A 17,384-nucleotide genomic window follows, 5' to 3' on the forward strand; every position below is an offset into this window, starting at 1 on the left:
TTAGAAGGAATCTGCTGTTAAGCTTTACAAGAACAACCGAACTAAATAGAGAAGGATAGATAATGCGATTAGCACAATCCCTATCCAAACAAGGACAACTGAGCCAAATATTAGCCCGATGAAGAATAAGAGCAGCCCTATATTAAATAGGTAAAACTGCCATCTTTCTAATTCCTTCGATTTGCAATTTTTACGCTGATAAGAGTAACCGATTGCCACATTGGAAAGCCATCCTAGTACAAGCAGATGTGCATATATTACCCAATTATAAGTATCGGTTGCATACATATAGATCCCATATCCTACGCTAATTGCAAAGTAGATGGATGCTATTCTCAACCAACTTGAAATCATATATTTTCACCTCCTATTCCTTCTATGTATAGTATGCTTGTTCATTGTTCGGAGGTTGGGTTAAATGGCAATGTTCTTACTACACATAAAAGGGTTTGAATTAAAGGACTCAGTGCGATATATCGAACTATTCCAGATCTACATTTTTGAAGATATAAAAAGAGACATTGTCTAATGTAGAACAGACAATGTCTCTTTTGTAAGGCTAAAATTAATTGCATTTATTTTCGTAAATTATTCCAAGAGTAAATATGAAAGATGCACTAGCTGCCGTAATATCCTGACACTAACCATGGGATAACAGAGGATCTACAATGAAAATGTGACTTAATTCTGTAAAGGTAATATTTATTGCTGTTTCGCTAAAAAGACCGACACTCCATGCTACTAAAAGAGCAGCCATGATATGGCCTATTATAAATTAATCTTCTGTAACTTTGTTTTCATGGTGTACTTCAGAAAAGACAAACCAAAAATCATAAGGGTGGGGAAGGCAATTCTATATTAATTTAACTACTCATAAGATTAACTAATAAATATTTGCAAGGAGGCGGCATTGTTCTGCTTAGAAAGATGAAAATTATATTTAGTGGCAGTATCTTACTGTCTATAGGAATTAATTTATTTTTGGCACCTAATCAAATATTGGACGGTGGCTTTATTGGATTATCATTAATTCTCTATTATCTTTACAATTTAACACCTGGATTAATGATAATCATCTTAAGTATACCTGTCTTTATAATTGCTTGGTTTAAAAATCGTGCTTATCTTTATAATAGTATCCATGGCTTAATTATTTCTTCTTTGATGATTGATTTATTTAAGCCTTTACGAGTGCTTATTCGGATGGATGCCATGTTTAGTGCAATAATCGGAGGTATACTTATAGGCCTTGGCATTGGAATCATGTTACGTGCGGGTATCAGTACTTGTGGTAGTGATTTACTTGCTCTCTTTATTAATGGAAAGACCGGTCTAAATGTAGGCCTGCTTATTTTTATCTTTGATAGTTTCGTCATCACACTTGGCGGGTTATTGCTTTCTGCAAATACATTCTTGCTATCGATTGTGGCTATCTTCTTTGCAGGCATGACAACTAGCTTAGTAACAAGTAGAACATTTACCAGAACATTAACGTCTTGAAATTCGCACTTGGCAGGTTATTTCTTAAACAACATATATTGATTTATTTCAATAAGAGTAGCATTATAAGAATATGTGTTCTTTTTAGGGCTGACAGTCATAGTTAAGGAGAGAGACAGGAGGTTGAATGACAATAGAACAAGTTGTTATACTCGCTGAAAAACCTTCGCAGGCTAAGGCTTATGCAGAGGCTTTTCAAGTTGCTAGAAAAACAAAACATTACATAGAATTAAAACCTTCTCCAGTTTTACCTCATGGAGCAACGATTACATGGGGTATCGGCCATTTGGTAGAACTAAAGCAGCCTGCTGATTATAAAGCTGAATGGAAGCGGTGGTCGCTTTCACAATTGCCCATGATTCCGGATCGCTATGAATTTAGAGTAGGGAAGGGAAAGTGGGAACAATTTCAAGAGGTGAAACGGTTGTTCAAGGAAGCGAGCCTCTTAATTAATGCTTGTGATGTCGATCGGGAAGGTTCTAATATCTTTTATTCTATATTAAAACAGACAGGTGTAAGAAATAAGCCAGTTCAAAGGCTCTGGATTAATTCCTTAGAAGCAGAGGAAATCAGAAAAGGTTTCTCAAACTTACGCGATAACCGAAAAGATCTGTTGCTCTATCAAGAAGCGCAAACACGCCAAATTAGTGATTGGCTAGTCGGCATGAATGCAAGCCGCTTATATACAATGCTTCTGAAAGCAAAAGGGTACAATGAAACGATGTCCATCGGCCGTGTTCAGTCACCAACTGTTTTCATGATTTATCAAAGACAACTCGAGATTGAAGATTTTAAGCCTGCCAAATTTTATGAGCTAACTGGTGAATTTGCTTCGCAGCAAGGAAAATACCAAGGGAAAGCTAATATAAAAAAGGACAAGCGCGAAGAAGTAGAAGAATTGTTGAAGCAAGCAGGAGTGCATGAAAATACTCCGTTGAATGGTATTGTTAAAGATGTAAAGAAAGTAAAGAAGTCCATTAGACCGCCAAAGTTGCATTCACTTTCTACATTACAAGCAAAAGCCAACAAGACGTGGAAATATAGCCCCGCAAAGGTGTTGGAAATTGCTCAATCCTTGTATGAAAAAAAACTGATTTCTTACCCACGCTCAGATTGCCAATACATTACGGATGCAGAATTTACCTATATCTCAGGAGGGCTATCAGGATATCAACAACTCATCGGCCAGCAATTTGAAGCAACTCATACCAAACCACAAAGAAGGTATGTTGATGGATCTAAAGTGGAAGAGCATTATGCTATTATTCCTACTAAAACGATTCCTACTGCAGCTAAGTTGAACGGGTTGTCGCTTCAAGAAAAAAATCTCTACCTAGAGGTAGTCCGTACGACTATTTCAATGTTCCACCATGACTATCTATATGAAGAGACAACCATTATCACAGATGTAGTTGGTATTGAGTTTAAAACTACAGGGAAAATTGAACTTGTTCGAGGCTTTCAGGAATTATGGCCAGCTCCAACGAAAAAGAAAGAAGAACAGTATTTGCCCAAAGTTTTAAAGAATGAAAGTGTGGAGGCCATTCTTCATATCCATGAAGGTACTACTCAACCTCCAAAACCTTATACAGAAGGCCAACTAATTCAAATGATGAAAACCTGTGGCAAAATAATCGAGGATTCAGGAGAAAGTGATATTTTGAAAGAGGTGGAGGGATTAGGGACAGAGGCCACGCGAGCAGGTATTATTGAAACAATAAAAAAACACGGTTATATTGATGTCGCTAAAAACATTGTTTCCATCACAGATAAAGGACGCATACTCTGTGAAACATTAGAAGGCTCACTTCTCGCAAGTCCATCTATGACTGCTAAATGGGAAAACTATTTGCGTAAAATTGGAAATAATACTGGCACGCAAGAAGCTTTTTTAAACAGTGTAAAAAAATTCCTCCATCATTTGATAGAGACCACGCCTGATAAAGTGGAGAAGACTACAATTCAGATCCCACAAGAATCTTTATGTAAAGAAAAAATAGATATTTTATGTCCACTTTGCCATAAGGGTAAGCTGGTCTCGCAAAAGAATTTTTATGGTTGTTCTCACTATAAAGAAGGCTGTAGCTTAATTATATCTAAAAGAGTGGCCAGCAAAATGCTATCACCAAACCAGATTAAAGAACTATGCCAGAATGGAATCACGAAAGAAATCAAGGGTTTTAAATCAAAAAAAGGTACGACCTTTTCGGCTAAGTTAAAGCTTGAACAAGGGAAAGTAACCTTTGTATTTAATTAGTGGTGGCTATTAAAAGAAAATCGATAGATATTCTGGTCTTTTCATATTTGTTGATTTAATATCATTCAATTGGGTTGACAATTTGAGATAAGTAAGAGATAATATAATTTATGCTGATTAGCTAATTTTAAAGTTATTGGCATTCTACGATGTGTTTTTGAAGATACTTATTCATACTGGCGTGGCTATAGGGCTACAAGGACGCGAAAGTAGGTAGGGTTCGCGTTGCTTAAGTTAGAGAACTTTCCAGTAGGATTTTACCGCGGCAACAGTAAACGTGATAGATATTCCCCGGATGATCGGGTTGAAATAAGAACTTTTTTAAATTAGCTAATAAAATATCAAATCCAAAGGGTATATTTGCCATAACGGTAGATATACCCTTTGTCCAATTTAGGGAGTTTATCCGCATGAATGAATGCTTTTTGCGCATTCTAGAGGTGGAGGTGAAAAACATGGCTAACAACAAAAAGAAAAAGTCAAACAATTTAGACCGAGAGGAATTTGGTTACGGCTATGATTTAAGTCCAGACGATTTAGATGTAATAGGGCAAAATAACTCAGCAAAAGCTAAAAATGATAATGAAAACAAGGATAGACCAACAAATAAAACAAATCCTTCACGTCTCAACGAATAATTAAAAAGTATCCATTTGATTCAATGTGTTATTACAATTAGGCAATTTTTCTACAGGTATAGGAACTCGAAAGTAGTTAGGGTTCGTTCGCATTGCTTAAGTTAAAGGGAAGAACTTATAGCAGGATTTAACTGTGGTATCAGTATACTGATAGATATTTCCGGTTGGCCAGGATAAAATAAGAATTTTTTTTATATTAGCTTATAGAATATTGATTCAAGGGGTATATATGCATAACGGCAGATATACCCCTTGTCCAATTGTGGACATTTATCTGCATGAATGAATGCTTTTCGAGCATTCTAGAGGTGGAGGTGAAGAAACATGGCAAACAATGAAAAGAAAAATTTATCTACCAAGAAAGAAGATCGTGAGGAAACTGGTTTGAGTTTTGATTTGAACCCAGATGATTTTGAGGAAACAAAACATGATAATGCTGCCAAGGCGAAAAGTGATACGTATAATGTAGGTAAACAAACTGAGGCGGATACTACTAAAAACAACGATTAAATAAAAAGTGCCCACTTGATACAATTTATTTATTGTACCGTCTGGGCACTTTTTAGGCTTTTAATATGAAGTAATCTTATTGAAGATAATCAGGGTGATCATATTCTTTAGGCTTTTCAGTTAACTCATCAAAAATTGTTGGTTGTTGTGTTGCAGCATCTGTAGTTGTTTGTGAAGAAATTTCTCGTTGGTAAGTTTCCATTATTTTTTTAAATTCTCCAACAGTTAAGGGCTTGGCTTCATCCATTAATTCGTAACCAAGTAAACCATTGGGTTCAATAGTAGCTGTTTTAATATCTTGATAACGCGATACACCTTGGTTGCGAAGTCGCATTTCCAACTGGTCTATTGTCAATCGAACTTTCTTGATGTTACGAATGTTTAATTTTCCATTTTCAATCACAACTTTGCTTTTTCCCGTAATAAGTTTTTCTATGGCATTAAATTTTAATTGGAGATATTCTAAAAAAAGTACTAATAATACAAGAATTCCTACAGCCATAATTGTATGAGTGACTCCTTGACCTGCAATCGGTTGAACAAGAATTGTTCCAGTAGAAATCATTAAAATGGTGGTGCTTAAGTTCATCTGTGAAATGGATTTTCTGCCAGAAATTCTTAATAAGATTACACCTGATAAAATGAGAAGCAACGTTTTCAAGATTAATGCCACATCATTCACTCTTTTCAATTGAATTTGTCTTTTTAAACTGTGCAATAATTGTATTGCTATACGAATTATGGTTTAGCAGTATTCCTTTGAAATGTTTTTATGTATAATGATGGTGGACTAAAAATATAGAAAGTAGTGATCATAATGGCAACAGCTTCACACACTGTAGAAGTAAATGTTCCACAAAAAGATGTCTGGGAATTTGTTAGCAAAATGGAAAATTGGGCAACTTTAGTGCCTGGCTATAGAGAACATGAAATGATGGATGAACAACATTCAAATTGGACATTTGCAGGAAATGTTGGTGTATTGAAAAAAGAAGTAAAAGTGGAGATTACTATTACAAGCTGGGATGAGCCTAATAAAATTTCATTTACATTAACAGGTTTGACTGATAAGTTTACTGGTAACGGTTACTTTGAAGGAGAAGCAATTAGTGAAGAAAAAACGAAAATGACTGGTTATCTAGAAGTGAAAGCTGGAGGGTTTGCTGCACCTGTGTTAAACCCGATTTTCCAGGCTGTTCTGCCAAAGGCAACAAGTATGTTGACGAATCGTGTAGCTAATCGAATCGGTTTAGTACACGTATAAGAGAAAACAGTATTTGAAGGTATTACATACACGTATGTATTTTAAAAAAAGAATGGATTGCTTTTAGCAATCCATTCTTTTTTTTGCTTCTGGTGTTTTTTTCTTTAAAATGAACATGATCATGGAAACAATGATCAACATGGGTATTGCGTAAATTTGACCAATAAATAATTTCCAGCCGACTGAATTATATCCTTCAGAAGCTGGGAGGGTGGTACAAATTATACAAACAATCAGATAAGCTAGTATAGGGGGGACAAAGTAATTCATTTTCATATACAACTGCCTCCTAGCCTTTATCGTACTCTAAGTGATTTCTATTTCTACTATTTTATTCTAGCATATACATTTCGTTCCTGAAATAGATTTCAATAATATAAAGAAATTAATTATATAAAATTTACCAAAAGAAAACTATGCATTTTGACTTTTTTCACAGAAAATACTCTTTTAAGATGGAAAGTCTGTGAAGAAAGGTGTATTATTCATTATGTAGGTTAAAAGTGGGGAGTATACTCCATTTAAATATTCGAAGCATACTGATTTTCAAGGCGCTTAATATGATTGGCAAACACACTTTTAGAGTGAAAGTGTGTAATTTGGATGTTTTTTGGCATGCTTGGCCAAAAGCGTCTTATTGTTAGATGTCTAAGGATTATCAAGTAATGCTTCTTTAGGTTACTTTGAAATATGTAGTTAATAATAGTTATTGCAAAGGAGAATTGGATATGTCAGAAACGACTAATCAATTACAAGCTGAACAAAAAGCTGTAAGCCAAGAAAAACTGGATGTATTGGATCAATTATTGAAACCTGAGGTACAAGAATCAATCACTGCTTTGGTTAATGAATTGCCAAAATTGACAGAAATGATGACTACTCTTACAAAAGTTTATGACTTAGCTCAATCTTTAACAACAGATGAAGTTTTGAAAAACGATATCGTTGGTGCTGTTAGTGAAATGGCCAACCCAGTAGTAAAATCTGCTAAAGGACTAGCAGCAACAGCAATCGAAGCGAAAGACCGTGCTGATGCTAGCACTGAAACAATTGGCCTTTTCGGTATGCTTCGCTTGATTAAAGAACCTCAAGTACAACAACTTTTCCGTTTTGCGAATGCTTTCATCCAAGTGAACGAAGAACATAAACATTTAAAATAGAATTATTAATTCTGAACATGGAGGATTTATTATGTCAAAAAAAATCATCATTTTAGGCGGAGGATACGGTGGCGTTTTAGCTGCATTAACATTCCGCAAATACGCAACAAAAGATGACGCGGAAGTAACGGTTGTCAACCAATTTCCTACTCATCAAATTATTACAGAACTTCACCGTTTAGCTGGCGGCACAATCAATGAAAAAGCAGTTTCTTTCCCACTTGAAAAACTATTCAAAGGTAAAGACATTGACCTTCACATTGCTAAGGTGACTGAAATTTCTCCAGACGGCAAATTCGTTAAATTAGATGATGGTTCATCTCTTTCTTTCGATATCCTTGTAGTTGCACTTGGCAGCCAAACAGGATTCTTCGGAATTCCAGGACTTGAAGAAAACAGTATGGTACTTAAATCTGTTAACGATGCAAACAATATCTTCAACCATATTGAATCAAAAATTAAAGCTTATGCAGAAACAAAAGATCCTGCAGATGCAACTATCGTAATCGGTGGAGGCGGCTTGACTGGTATTGAACTTGTTGGTGAAATTATCGACAATATGCCAAAAGTTGCTGAAAAATATGGTGTAGACTTTAAAGAGTTCAATGTAAAATTAGTTGAAGCAGGTCCTAAAGTGCTTCCTGTATTACCAGATACTTTAATTGAACGAGCTACTGAATCTTTATCAAAACGCGGTGTTGAATTCTTAACAGGACTTCCTGTTACTTCTGTAGAAGGTAACCAAATTTCATTAAAAGATGGTCAAGTGATCGTTGCCAATACATTTGTATGGACAGGCGGAGTTGCAGCACTTCCAGTAGTAGCAGAGTCTGGCTTAGAAGTAGATCGTGGTAAAGCAACAATTAATGAGTTCTTACAATCTACTTCACACCCTGATGTATTCGTAGTAGGTGACTCTTCTGTTATGATTCCTGAGCCAGGTGCACGTCCACTATATGCTCCAACAGCTCAAGTAGCATGGCAAATGGGTGAAACAGCGGGTTATAACTTGTTTGCTCTATTGAAAGGTCAACCAATGAAAACATTTGTAGCAGTGAACTCTGGTACACTTGCTTCTTTAGGTCGTAAAGATGGCGTAGCAACAGTTGGTGCTAATAACACACAACTTAAAGGTTTGTCAGCTACGTTAATGAAAGAAGCAAGTAATATTCGCTACTTATCACATATTAAAGCATTATACGGACTAGCTTACTAAGCCGATGATAGCAAAACCGACTTCTTTAAATGGAAGTCGGTTTTTTTAAAACAAAAGAAGGTGGAAGAATGAAAAAACAAATCACCATTATTGATTATGCCTTTCACGGGCCGATAACCTGTTTTATTCATGTTCAAGGATATGACGAAACAAAAGAACAAAAATTTTCAGGAATGATACGTATGGTGGATGGTACACCATATGGAGACATAATTAGTAAAAACAAGAGCCCTTTATCAGCTGAATGCATTCAGTCTATAAAAGACTATGTTATTCAGAAATATAAAAATGGCTACTTTATATAAGTAAGTTTTAAAGGAGGTAGAGAAATTGAATACATACGGTAGTGCTGGTAAAGAAAAGATTATTAACTCAGCAAAAGAATTTGTATACGCAGAACTGGGTGGAGATAGTAGTGGTCATGATTGGTGGCATGTTCACAGAGTAACAGAATTGGCAAAAACAATTGCTGAAAAAGAGGATGCAAATATTTTTATATGTGAGCTTGCAGCCTTATTGCATGATGTCGCAGATGAAAAATTAAATAAAGATGAAGAAACTGGAATTAATAAAGTTAAACTGTGGTTGAAGGATAATGGAGTCGATGATGTCACTGCAGCTGACATTCTAGAAATCATTACGACTATGTCATTTAAAGGTGGAACACAGAAAAAAGAAATGAATACACTAGAAGGTAAAATTGTACAAGATGCAGATAGATTAGACGCAATGGGTGCCATAGGTATCGCTAGAGTTATGTGCTATGCGGGCTTTAAAGGTCGACCAATACATCACCCTGATATGAAACCTAGAGATAACTTAACACTAGAAGAATATCGTTCAGGTAAAGATACAGCGATTATGCATTTTTATGAGAAATTACTAAAACTAAAAGACACAATGAATACTAATATGGGCAAGGAACTAGCAGAAGGAAGGCATCTATTCCTAGAAACTTATTTAGAACAATTTTATGCTGAATGGGATGCCAAAAGGTAAATATTATTTGTATTGTTGATAGTAAACATGAGACTACAGCACATTGTAATTTTTTTACAGATGCCTGTGGTTTTTGTTTTTTAACATTATTTCGGCCATTCATAATCAAGCTCTAATCTATGCTAGTTCATCGAGTTTACAATGTTATTTAGCTGCTATTTGTAAATATATTTTTCAAGAAACTATATTAAATATCTTGGTTTTGATAGGAATTTGATAGAATAGCTTATAAAAAGTTCAAAAATTTATTCAAGTTAAATAAATCAATAAATTTGGGTACTTTGGACTAATATATTTTAGTGTAAAATAATGCTATTATATTAGTACTTAGATATGTCACTATAACTCTAGGTAGATATTGAAGGGTGGGAATTCTATAAGTAGAAGTTAGTAAGACAATTACTGGATTTTATTTGTTTGTACTTCTATTTGGAATAATAAAGGGGATGAGAGAATTATGTCTGTTCAAAAGAAAATAAGTGTAGGATTTATTGCTTTATTACTCTTTCTACTGATTTTGATGGGTGTAAATGCAAATAGAATGAACAAATTGGTTGGTTCGTTTAATGAACTAATCAATACAAATATACATACGATTAACCAAATCAACGCAATTAAATCAAATCTTGCCTTTGAAGGTTTATATGTGAGAAGTTATTTGTTAGACAGCAATGCATCAAATAAGCAAAAATTATTGTCTTACCAAGAAGCAACAACCAAATCGATTAATGATTTAAAAAAGAATGCTAATACTAAAAAGCTTCGTGACTATTCTGAGATGATGAATGACTTAACAACAGATTACAACAAAGTTATTGATGGGATTGTTCAATCTAAAGAACAAAATATGGATGATAATGCAGCATCACAATTAACGAGTGCAGAATCTGCTAGCCATGATTTAATGGGGATTGTAGCATCAGCCGATAAGTATGAACAAGACTCGTTGAAGGCTGCACAAGATCAGGTAGATTATATCGCAAAAAATGCGAAAATTTTAAACTTTGTAATAGCGATTCTCGGTATTTTAACTGCCTTGCTATTTATTAATAATGTAAGAAGAATCATTGTTAAGCCACTGTTGGATGTCGTTAAAGGTGCACAGCAAATTGCAGCAGGTGATTTGTTGCAAGATGATATTCCTATAAAATCTAACGATGAAGTAGGGAAATTGGCTGCTTCTTTCAATGAAATGAAAAAGAATTTGCAAGGTATTATTCGGCATATTGCAGCAGGGTCTCACCAGCTCTCATCTTCGATTGAAGAATTAGCTGCATCCACAGAAGAAATTTCACATGCCGCAGATAAGGTTTCAGATAATGTTGATGAAACATCCCGAGGAGCACAGGACTCGGTAGATGTAGCTCAGGAAGCAGCGAAAGCCATGCAAGAAACATCACTTGGTGTTCAGCGGATCGCAGAGGCTTCACAGACACTCTTTGATCGAGCTAAAAATGCAACAGAACTAGCAAATCAGGGCGGTAAAATCTTAAATGTTGCGAAGAACCAAGTTCAGTTAATTTCAGATTCTACTAATCAGACAAATAACTTGATTATCGGTTTGAAAAAACAAGCTGAAGAGATTCAGCATATGACGAATTTAATAACGGATATTGCAGAACAAACTAACCTTTTAGCTTTAAATGCAGCTATTGAAGCGGCAAGAGCTGGTGACCATGGTAAAGGTTTTGCAGTAGTAGCGGATGAAGTTCGTAAATTAGCAGAAGAATCCAAGAACTCTGCTGTACAAATTGTAAAACTAACTACCACAATCCAAATGGATACTGAGACAGTTGCAAAATCGGTAAATTCGAATCTTAAAAACGTAGACGAAGGTGTTCATATAATAACGGATGCTGCAAACTCTTTTGATGATATAGTAGAGTCAGTAGATGAAATGACGACACGCCTAGAAGATGTAACTACAACATCAGAGCAACTTTCAGCTGCTGCTGAAGAAGTTACCGCATCTGTAGAAGAGATAGCCACACGAGCAGAAATGTCTGCCACCTCAGCAAAAAATATTTCTGGTTCTGTGGAAGAGCAAAATGCAACACTGCAAGAAATTAATGGAGTTGTACAAGAACTTAATAAACAAGCGACAGGTCTCCAGGATTTGACCTATAAATTTAGAGTATGATCAATAGTGCAATAGTTAAATACTGAAGAAAAAGAAAACTTCGTGAGATATTATCTTCTTACTAGGTTTTCTTTTTTTACTATATAGGATTGGTGAAAAACATGTATAAGAAGATTCCTTAATAAAACAAGTATATGTTATTAGGAGATTCCAATCGTAGTTTATTATTTTTACGTTCAACTTATAATAAGAAGAAAAATTTATAGCCTTTCTTTCTCAACCGTTGTTTATAAAAAATATGCATTTTATAGCGTATACAATACGCCTTGTAGAATTATTAGAGACTTTAACTCATCAGCGTAACAAGGCATATTTCTCATAATAACCATTACAAAAATGCATGATAAAACATAAGATAATATACTGTACATTATAAATAAAAGGTGTTAGTCTTGATGTAATCTAATTGTGAACAAATATTGAGCGTTTTCCTCAAAATAAAGATTAAAATAGTGATTTTTGTTTGACAAGGAATTAACTATTATATGCTCATTATATAAAAAGGAGTTTTAAACAATGAAGTTATTAGCACCTCAACCATTTACATTAAAAGGGGACCACAGAGCTGTCTTATTATTGCATGGTTTTACAGGAAGCACAAAAGACGTTAAAAAATTAGGTCAATTTTTAAACAAGCAAGGCTATACTTGTCATGCGCCAATGTATCGTGGTCATGGGGTCAGCGCTGAAGAAATCTTGAAATATGGTGCGAAGTATTGGTGGGAAGATGTAACACGGGGATATCATCACTTGAAAGAACTTGGCTATCAGGAAATTGCAGTAGCAGGTATTTCTTTAGGTGGAGTCTTCACCTTAAAAGTAGGAGCAGAATTTCCTGTTAAAGGTGTGGTATCAATGTGTGCACCGATCAAACGTAAATCAAAAGAAGGTCTTTTCGAACGCTTATACAATTATGCGCAAGTATATAAAAAACTAGAGGGTAAAGACGATAATCAAATTCAAATTGAATTAGACGCATTAAAAGCTATGCCAAGACAGGCTTTGGATGAGGTCCAAAAGATGATTCAGCATACTTCTGATGAAATAGAAGAAATCCATTCACCTACATTAGTACTACAAGGCAAATTGGATGACTCTTTATACCAAGAGAGTGCACCATATATATATGAAACTGTTGAAGCAGATGAAAAAGAAATCATCTGGTATCAAAATTCTGGCCATATTATAACTTTAGGTAAAGAACGTGAAAAAGTGTTTGAAGATACTCTACATTTCCTTGATGAATTAGATTGGTCTACAGAAGCACAAATTCTTCATGCCTAGTATTATAGCGGTGAAAATATTTATACAGAGAAGAACATCACTTTTATAACGTGATGTTCTTTTTTTATATAAAGAGTCATCAAAAAGCCCTATTATTTCAGAACATTCGTTTGCTACATATATGGTATGATAAAGAAAATATTTATCGAATGGAGTGAGACTGTTGAAAATTTTCCATACGGCTGATTGGCATCTAGGGAAATATGTACAAGGGGTCTCCATGATTGAAGACCAAGCATATATACTACAACAATTTATTGCAGAAATTGATAAGGAAAAACCCGACGTTATTATCATAGCAGGAGATTTATATGATCGTGCTGTTCCACCAACTGAGGCAGTCCAACTGTTAGATAACATATTCTTTGAAATAGTGATCAAACGTGAGATACCAGTTCTTGCAATAGCAGGTAATCATGATAGTCCTAATCGTATCCACTTTGGTGCGCGTTTTATGGCTTCACGTGGGCTTCATTTAATCGGGAATCTGTCGTTAGATCAAACACCGGTTATTTTAAAAGATGATACGGGAGAAGTTCATTTTCACCTTGTACCATATACAGATCCAACGCAAGTTCGATATCTTTACCAAGATCCAGCTATAAGAACACAGCAACAAGCGATGGAAAAGATTATCGAATCAATTGTCCCTAAGATGGATCCTAAAGCCCGACATGTTTTTATTGGACATGCTTTCGTTACAAAGAATGGGGCGGAAGAACAAAATCCTTCTGACGCTGAAAGACCGTTATCTATTGGGGGATCTGAATGTATTGATTCCAAGCTTTTTGAGCCTTTTCATTACACTGCTCTTGGGCATTTGCACCAAGCACACTTTGTCGATTCAGAAAAAATTAGATATTCGGGTTCGCCGTTGAAGTATTCTATTTCTGAAGAAAATCATAAAAAGAGTTATTTAATTGTTGAAATAGATGGTGCTGGGCAAATTACAACAACCAAGAAACCCTTATTGCCAAAACGAGATATGAGAACGATCGAAAATACAATGGAACAAATATTAGTGTCACCGACTTGCGAAGATTATTTGTTTATCAAGTTGTTAGATGAAAGTCCCATTATATCTCCAATGGAAAAGATTAGATCCGTCTATCCAAATGCGATGCATGTGGAACGCTTATCATTGTTAGATTATAGAAATAAACCGTTACAAGAAAATATATCAAAGAGAAAAATGGATGATGTGACATTGTTCGAGGCTTTTTATTATGAAATTACGGGACAAGAACCAGATTCGGATACGCTTGACCTGTTCAAAGAAGTATTACAAGAAGAATTACTTCACAAGCAAGAAATTGAGGTGGAATCCAAATGAAGCCATTACAGCTGAAATTAACCGCATTTGGTCCATACAAACAAACAGAAATCATTGACTTTAGGGAGCTTGGGGAACATAGACTCTTCGTTATTGCTGGAATGACTGGTGCTGGGAAAACAACAATTTTTGATGGAATCTGTTTTGCCTTATATGGTTCTGCTAGTGGTGAAGACAGAGCGGAAATAAGGGAAATACGTAGCCATTTTGCAGCAGAGGATATTCATACATCAGCTGAACTTTTATTTACAATTAAGGGCAGCACTTACCGTATTTTTCGTCAATTAGCTCACAAGAAAAAAGGAAATAAAAATGCTACTGGCGATAAATTGGAATTTGTTAAAGTGGAATCTGATGGCGAAAAGCCAGTAGTTGAATCACAAAAACTCACAGAAATAAATCGGAAAATGGAAGAACTGATAGGTTTATCGAAGGATCAATTTAAACAAATAGTTATGTTGCCACAAGGAGAATTCCGTAAGTTGCTAACGTCAGAAACGGAGAATAAAGAAGCTATTCTGCGGAAAATTTTTAAAACGGAATCCTATCGACATTTAGCGGATAGTTTAAAAATTAAAAGAGACTTAGCAATGAATTCTTTAGAAAAAGCGCATGCAAAGAGAGACTTATATATTAAACAAATTCAATCCGTAATACCAGAACGTAATTCACATCTCAACGAAGTGTTAAGCGCAGAACATATTAATATTTACCAGTTGCTATTTGCGTTAGCTGAAGAGGTACAATATTACCAAGAGCAGCAGGCTGAAAAAGAAGCTTTAATCCAAGAGCTTAACTTGAAAATCAACTTACATCATACCCTTCTTGTTGAAACAAAAGAGTTTAACAAACGTCTAATATCTTATAAGGAAAAAGAAGCAGAGCTGAAACGGTTAGAAGAACAAAAAGAGCATTTTGAACAAATAAAGCAAAGAATTGAAAATGCTAAAAAAGCCAGCCATATTATTCCGATAGAAGAAAGATACTATGAAAAATTACAAGAAAAGAAGCAGAAAGAACAAGAATTAGCCAAGTTGGAAGAAGAATTTCGACTCACAACAATGGAGCATCAAAAGCTAGAAGTGGAATTCAACGAAGCAAAACAGAATATGCCAATGATAGAGCAGCTCACTATTGAGCTTTCAACATTGCAAAAGCTTGAAGTGAAGCTCAATGAACTTGAGAAGGTTTCTGAAAAATTATCGAAAAGACAACTAGATGTTGAGAACTTTACTAATCGATTGAAGTTGATTACAGCTGACTTAGAGACGGTTGATAATCAACGAAATCAGCATGCAACACAAATTACATCACTTCATAAACAATTAGAAACCTATGATGAAAAGGTCGTCACTCTAACAGAATTAAAAGGAAAACAATCAACTTGGCAAAAGTGGCAGAGACAAATGTTATCTTTAGAACAGTTGCTCATGGATGAAAAAGCCAAAAAGCAAATGTATGAAACAAAACTTGAAAACTATGAGCGTGAAGAAAAGAAATGGATTAATAACCAAGCAAGTGTCCTTGCCACAAAGCTTGTGGATGGTGAACCATGTCCTGTTTGCGGAAGCTTGGAACATCGATCGCTAGAAGGCAATCATGATATTTCGCTAACAGAGCAGCAATTGTCTGCATTGAAATACGAGGCTGATACAGCTTCTACAGCTTACTTTGAATACCAAGCCAATGTAAATGCCGGTAGACAACAAAGTCTTCAGTGGGAAGAAGAGCTACGTAGATTAGATATGGAGCCGACAGATGGTGAAAAAGTCTCCCAGGAGTTTCAACTATTAGAGCAAGAAGTCAACGATTTAAAGCGACAAAAGAAGAAGTTAGAAGTACTTCGACAAGAGAAGCAGCTACTTGATGATAAGAGGGAAATGTTACAACAAAAATATTCAACTCTTGAACTAGAGAAAAATGCAAATCTTGAGAGCTTTTATCAAGTACGAGGAGAATACGAAAGCTTACAAAAGGAGATTCCAGCTGGCCTTTCCTCTATACAAGCATTGACTTCAAAAATTAAAGAGCTATCTTTTAAAAAAGCTGAGTTAGTTAGGCATTATGAAGTAATAGAAAAGAAAATAGAACAATCGAAGAATAAGGTTGTCTCTCTTAGAGCAACAATCGATAGTGCAGAGAAAAATCATACCTTGGCTAAACAAGCCTTAGAAGAGGCGCAAAGTCAGTTTAAAGAAGCGGTCTATTCTGCGGGTTTTGATCAAGGAAGCGCCTATCAAGCAGCGAGGCTGAAGCTTTCAGACATTGAAACATTGGAATCTTCCTATGAAGCATATAAATTGCATTTATACGCATTGAAGGAGCAAATTAAAGCAGGCGTGGAAGAATATGCAGGCCAACAAACAAAAGATGAAACTAATTTAGAGCGTCAGCTTGCCGCTATTCAATTGGAAGCAAAGAGTTTAAATGAACAAATCCATGCTATTAAAAAGTATCAAGCAGATGGGCACCGGTTGGTAAAAGAAATAGAAGAAAGCGGTAAAGAGATACAGCAGTTAGAAGAAAAAACTGCGAAAATTATAGACTTGTATAATGTCTTACGTGGTCAGAATTCATTGAAGATTTCTTTTGAACGCTTTTTGCAAATTGAATATTTGGAGCAAATCATCCATGCAGCCAATACGAGATTGCATCCAATGTCAGGGGGACAATATAGACTTGTTAGAAGTGACCGACAAGAAGCAAGGGGAAAACAGAGTGGTTTAGGCTTAGATGTCTATGATGCGTATACTGGACAAAAACGAGATGTAAAAACTCTATCAGGTGGCGAAAAGTTCAACGCATCCTTATCATTAGCTCTTGGTATGTCCGACGTTATTCAATCATTCCAAGGCAATATTCAAATTGACACGATGTTTATTGATGAAGGATTTGGCACGTTAGATGAAGAAGCATTAAATAAAGCAATTCGAACACTGATTGATCTGCAGAATAATGGTAGGATTGTTGGTATTATTTCGCATGTGGCCGAATTAAAAGACGCAATGCCCGCTCTATTAGAAGTGAAGAAAAGCAAGGAAGGGCATAGTCATACAAAATTCGTTTTAAAATAGCAAACTTAT

16 protein-coding genes are annotated in these 17,384 nt (G+C 35.3%); 13 read left to right on the forward strand and 3 right to left on the reverse strand.

All coding sequences use genetic code 11. From position 1 onward, the window contains the following. Nucleotides 1-24: 24 nt before the first annotated feature. Nucleotides 25-354 (reverse strand): zinc metallopeptidase, encoded by a 330-nt coding sequence (locus tag AC6CHJ_RS06430; protein ID WP_147193538.1) that lies wholly within the window; start codon nt 352-354, stop codon nt 25-27. Nucleotides 355-927: 573 nt separating this feature from the next. Here AC6CHJ_RS06430 and AC6CHJ_RS06435 point away from each other — a divergent pair. The 4 genes from AC6CHJ_RS06435 to AC6CHJ_RS06450 all read left to right on the forward strand — a co-directional run bounded on the left by AC6CHJ_RS06435 (nt 928) and on the right by AC6CHJ_RS06450 (nt 4,905). Next, nucleotides 928-1,500: a YitT family protein gene (locus tag AC6CHJ_RS06435; protein WP_147195058.1), complete on the forward strand. Its 573-nt coding sequence runs from the start codon at nt 928-930 to the stop codon at nt 1,498-1,500. A 127-nt stretch (nt 1,501-1,627) separates the two neighbouring features. After that, the gene (locus tag AC6CHJ_RS06440; RefSeq protein ID WP_249775904.1) at nt 1,628-3,757 is read left to right on the forward strand and encodes a type IA DNA topoisomerase; all 2,130 of its coding nucleotides are present in this window, start codon (nt 1,628-1,630) and stop codon (nt 3,755-3,757) included. 455 nt (nt 3,758-4,212) lie between these two features. Then, complete coding sequence (locus tag AC6CHJ_RS06445) at nt 4,213-4,395, forward strand: hypothetical protein (protein ID WP_147193536.1); 183 nt, start codon at nt 4,213-4,215, stop codon at nt 4,393-4,395. Between the two features lie 324 nt (nt 4,396-4,719). Next, a complete protein-coding gene (locus AC6CHJ_RS06450; protein ID WP_147193535.1) occupies nt 4,720-4,905 on the forward strand; it encodes a hypothetical protein in 186 nt (61 codons plus the stop codon). 76 nt (nt 4,906-4,981) lie between these two features. On the opposite strand, the gene AC6CHJ_RS06455 is transcribed toward AC6CHJ_RS06450, so the two are convergent. Continuing rightward, nucleotides 4,982-5,578, reverse strand: a complete 597-nt coding sequence (locus tag AC6CHJ_RS06455) for a DUF421 domain-containing protein (protein WP_184117492.1) — start codon at nt 5,576-5,578, stop codon at nt 4,982-4,984. Between the two features lie 144 nt (nt 5,579-5,722). Here AC6CHJ_RS06455 and AC6CHJ_RS06460 point away from each other — a divergent pair, with 144 nt between their 5' ends. After that, on the forward strand, nt 5,723-6,169 hold the full coding sequence (locus AC6CHJ_RS06460; protein WP_147193534.1) for an SRPBCC family protein: 447 nt from the start codon (nt 5,723-5,725) through the stop codon (nt 6,167-6,169). A gap of 63 nt (nt 6,170-6,232) precedes the next feature. Here AC6CHJ_RS06460 and AC6CHJ_RS06465 read toward each other — a convergent pair whose 3' ends face one another. Further along, the gene (locus AC6CHJ_RS06465; RefSeq protein WP_392995637.1) at nt 6,233-6,439 is read right to left on the reverse strand and encodes a DUF4017 family protein; all 207 of its coding nucleotides are present in this window, start codon (nt 6,437-6,439) and stop codon (nt 6,233-6,235) included. A 458-nt stretch (nt 6,440-6,897) separates the two neighbouring features. Between AC6CHJ_RS06465 and AC6CHJ_RS06470 the strand changes: the two genes are divergently transcribed. The 8 genes from AC6CHJ_RS06470 (at nt 6,898) to AC6CHJ_RS06505 (ending at nt 17,375) form a co-directional block, all read left to right on the forward strand. After that, a complete protein-coding gene (locus AC6CHJ_RS06470; RefSeq protein WP_066786888.1) occupies nt 6,898-7,329 on the forward strand; it encodes a helical membrane plugin domain-containing protein in 432 nt (143 codons plus the stop codon). Between the two features lie 31 nt (nt 7,330-7,360). Next, nucleotides 7,361-8,545, forward strand: a complete 1,185-nt coding sequence (locus tag AC6CHJ_RS06475; RefSeq protein WP_150284288.1) for an NAD(P)/FAD-dependent oxidoreductase — start codon at nt 7,361-7,363, stop codon at nt 8,543-8,545. A 68-nt stretch (nt 8,546-8,613) separates the two neighbouring features. Continuing rightward, entirely contained in the window at nt 8,614-8,850 is a 237-nt protein-coding gene (locus tag AC6CHJ_RS06480) for a hypothetical protein (protein WP_249775905.1), read from the forward strand. Nucleotides 8,851-8,875: 25 nt separating this feature from the next. Further along, nucleotides 8,876-9,544 carry an HD domain-containing protein gene (locus tag AC6CHJ_RS06485; RefSeq protein WP_249775906.1) on the forward strand — a complete coding sequence of 223 codons (669 nt, stop codon included), beginning with the start codon at nt 8,876-8,878 and terminating at the stop codon, nt 9,542-9,544. 457 nt (nt 9,545-10,001) lie between these two features. Continuing rightward, nucleotides 10,002-11,684 (forward strand): methyl-accepting chemotaxis protein, encoded by a 1,683-nt coding sequence (locus tag AC6CHJ_RS06490; protein ID WP_066786897.1) that lies wholly within the window; start codon nt 10,002-10,004, stop codon nt 11,682-11,684. A 516-nt stretch (nt 11,685-12,200) separates the two neighbouring features. Continuing rightward, entirely contained in the window at nt 12,201-12,968 is a 768-nt protein-coding gene (locus tag AC6CHJ_RS06495; RefSeq protein WP_147193530.1) for an alpha/beta hydrolase, read from the forward strand. 163 nt (nt 12,969-13,131) lie between these two features. Continuing rightward, a complete protein-coding gene (locus AC6CHJ_RS06500) occupies nt 13,132-14,301 on the forward strand; it encodes an exonuclease SbcCD subunit D (RefSeq protein WP_498287725.1) in 1,170 nt (389 codons plus the stop codon). After that, nucleotides 14,298-17,375 carry an AAA family ATPase gene (locus tag AC6CHJ_RS06505; protein WP_498287727.1) on the forward strand — a complete coding sequence of 1,026 codons (3,078 nt, stop codon included), beginning with the start codon at nt 14,298-14,300 and terminating at the stop codon, nt 17,373-17,375. The genes AC6CHJ_RS06500 and AC6CHJ_RS06505 overlap by 4 nt, the downstream gene beginning before the upstream one ends. The last annotated feature ends 9 nt before the right edge of the window (nt 17,376-17,384 follow it).

It is taken from the genome of Rummeliibacillus sp. GQ308, assembly GCF_059759115.1.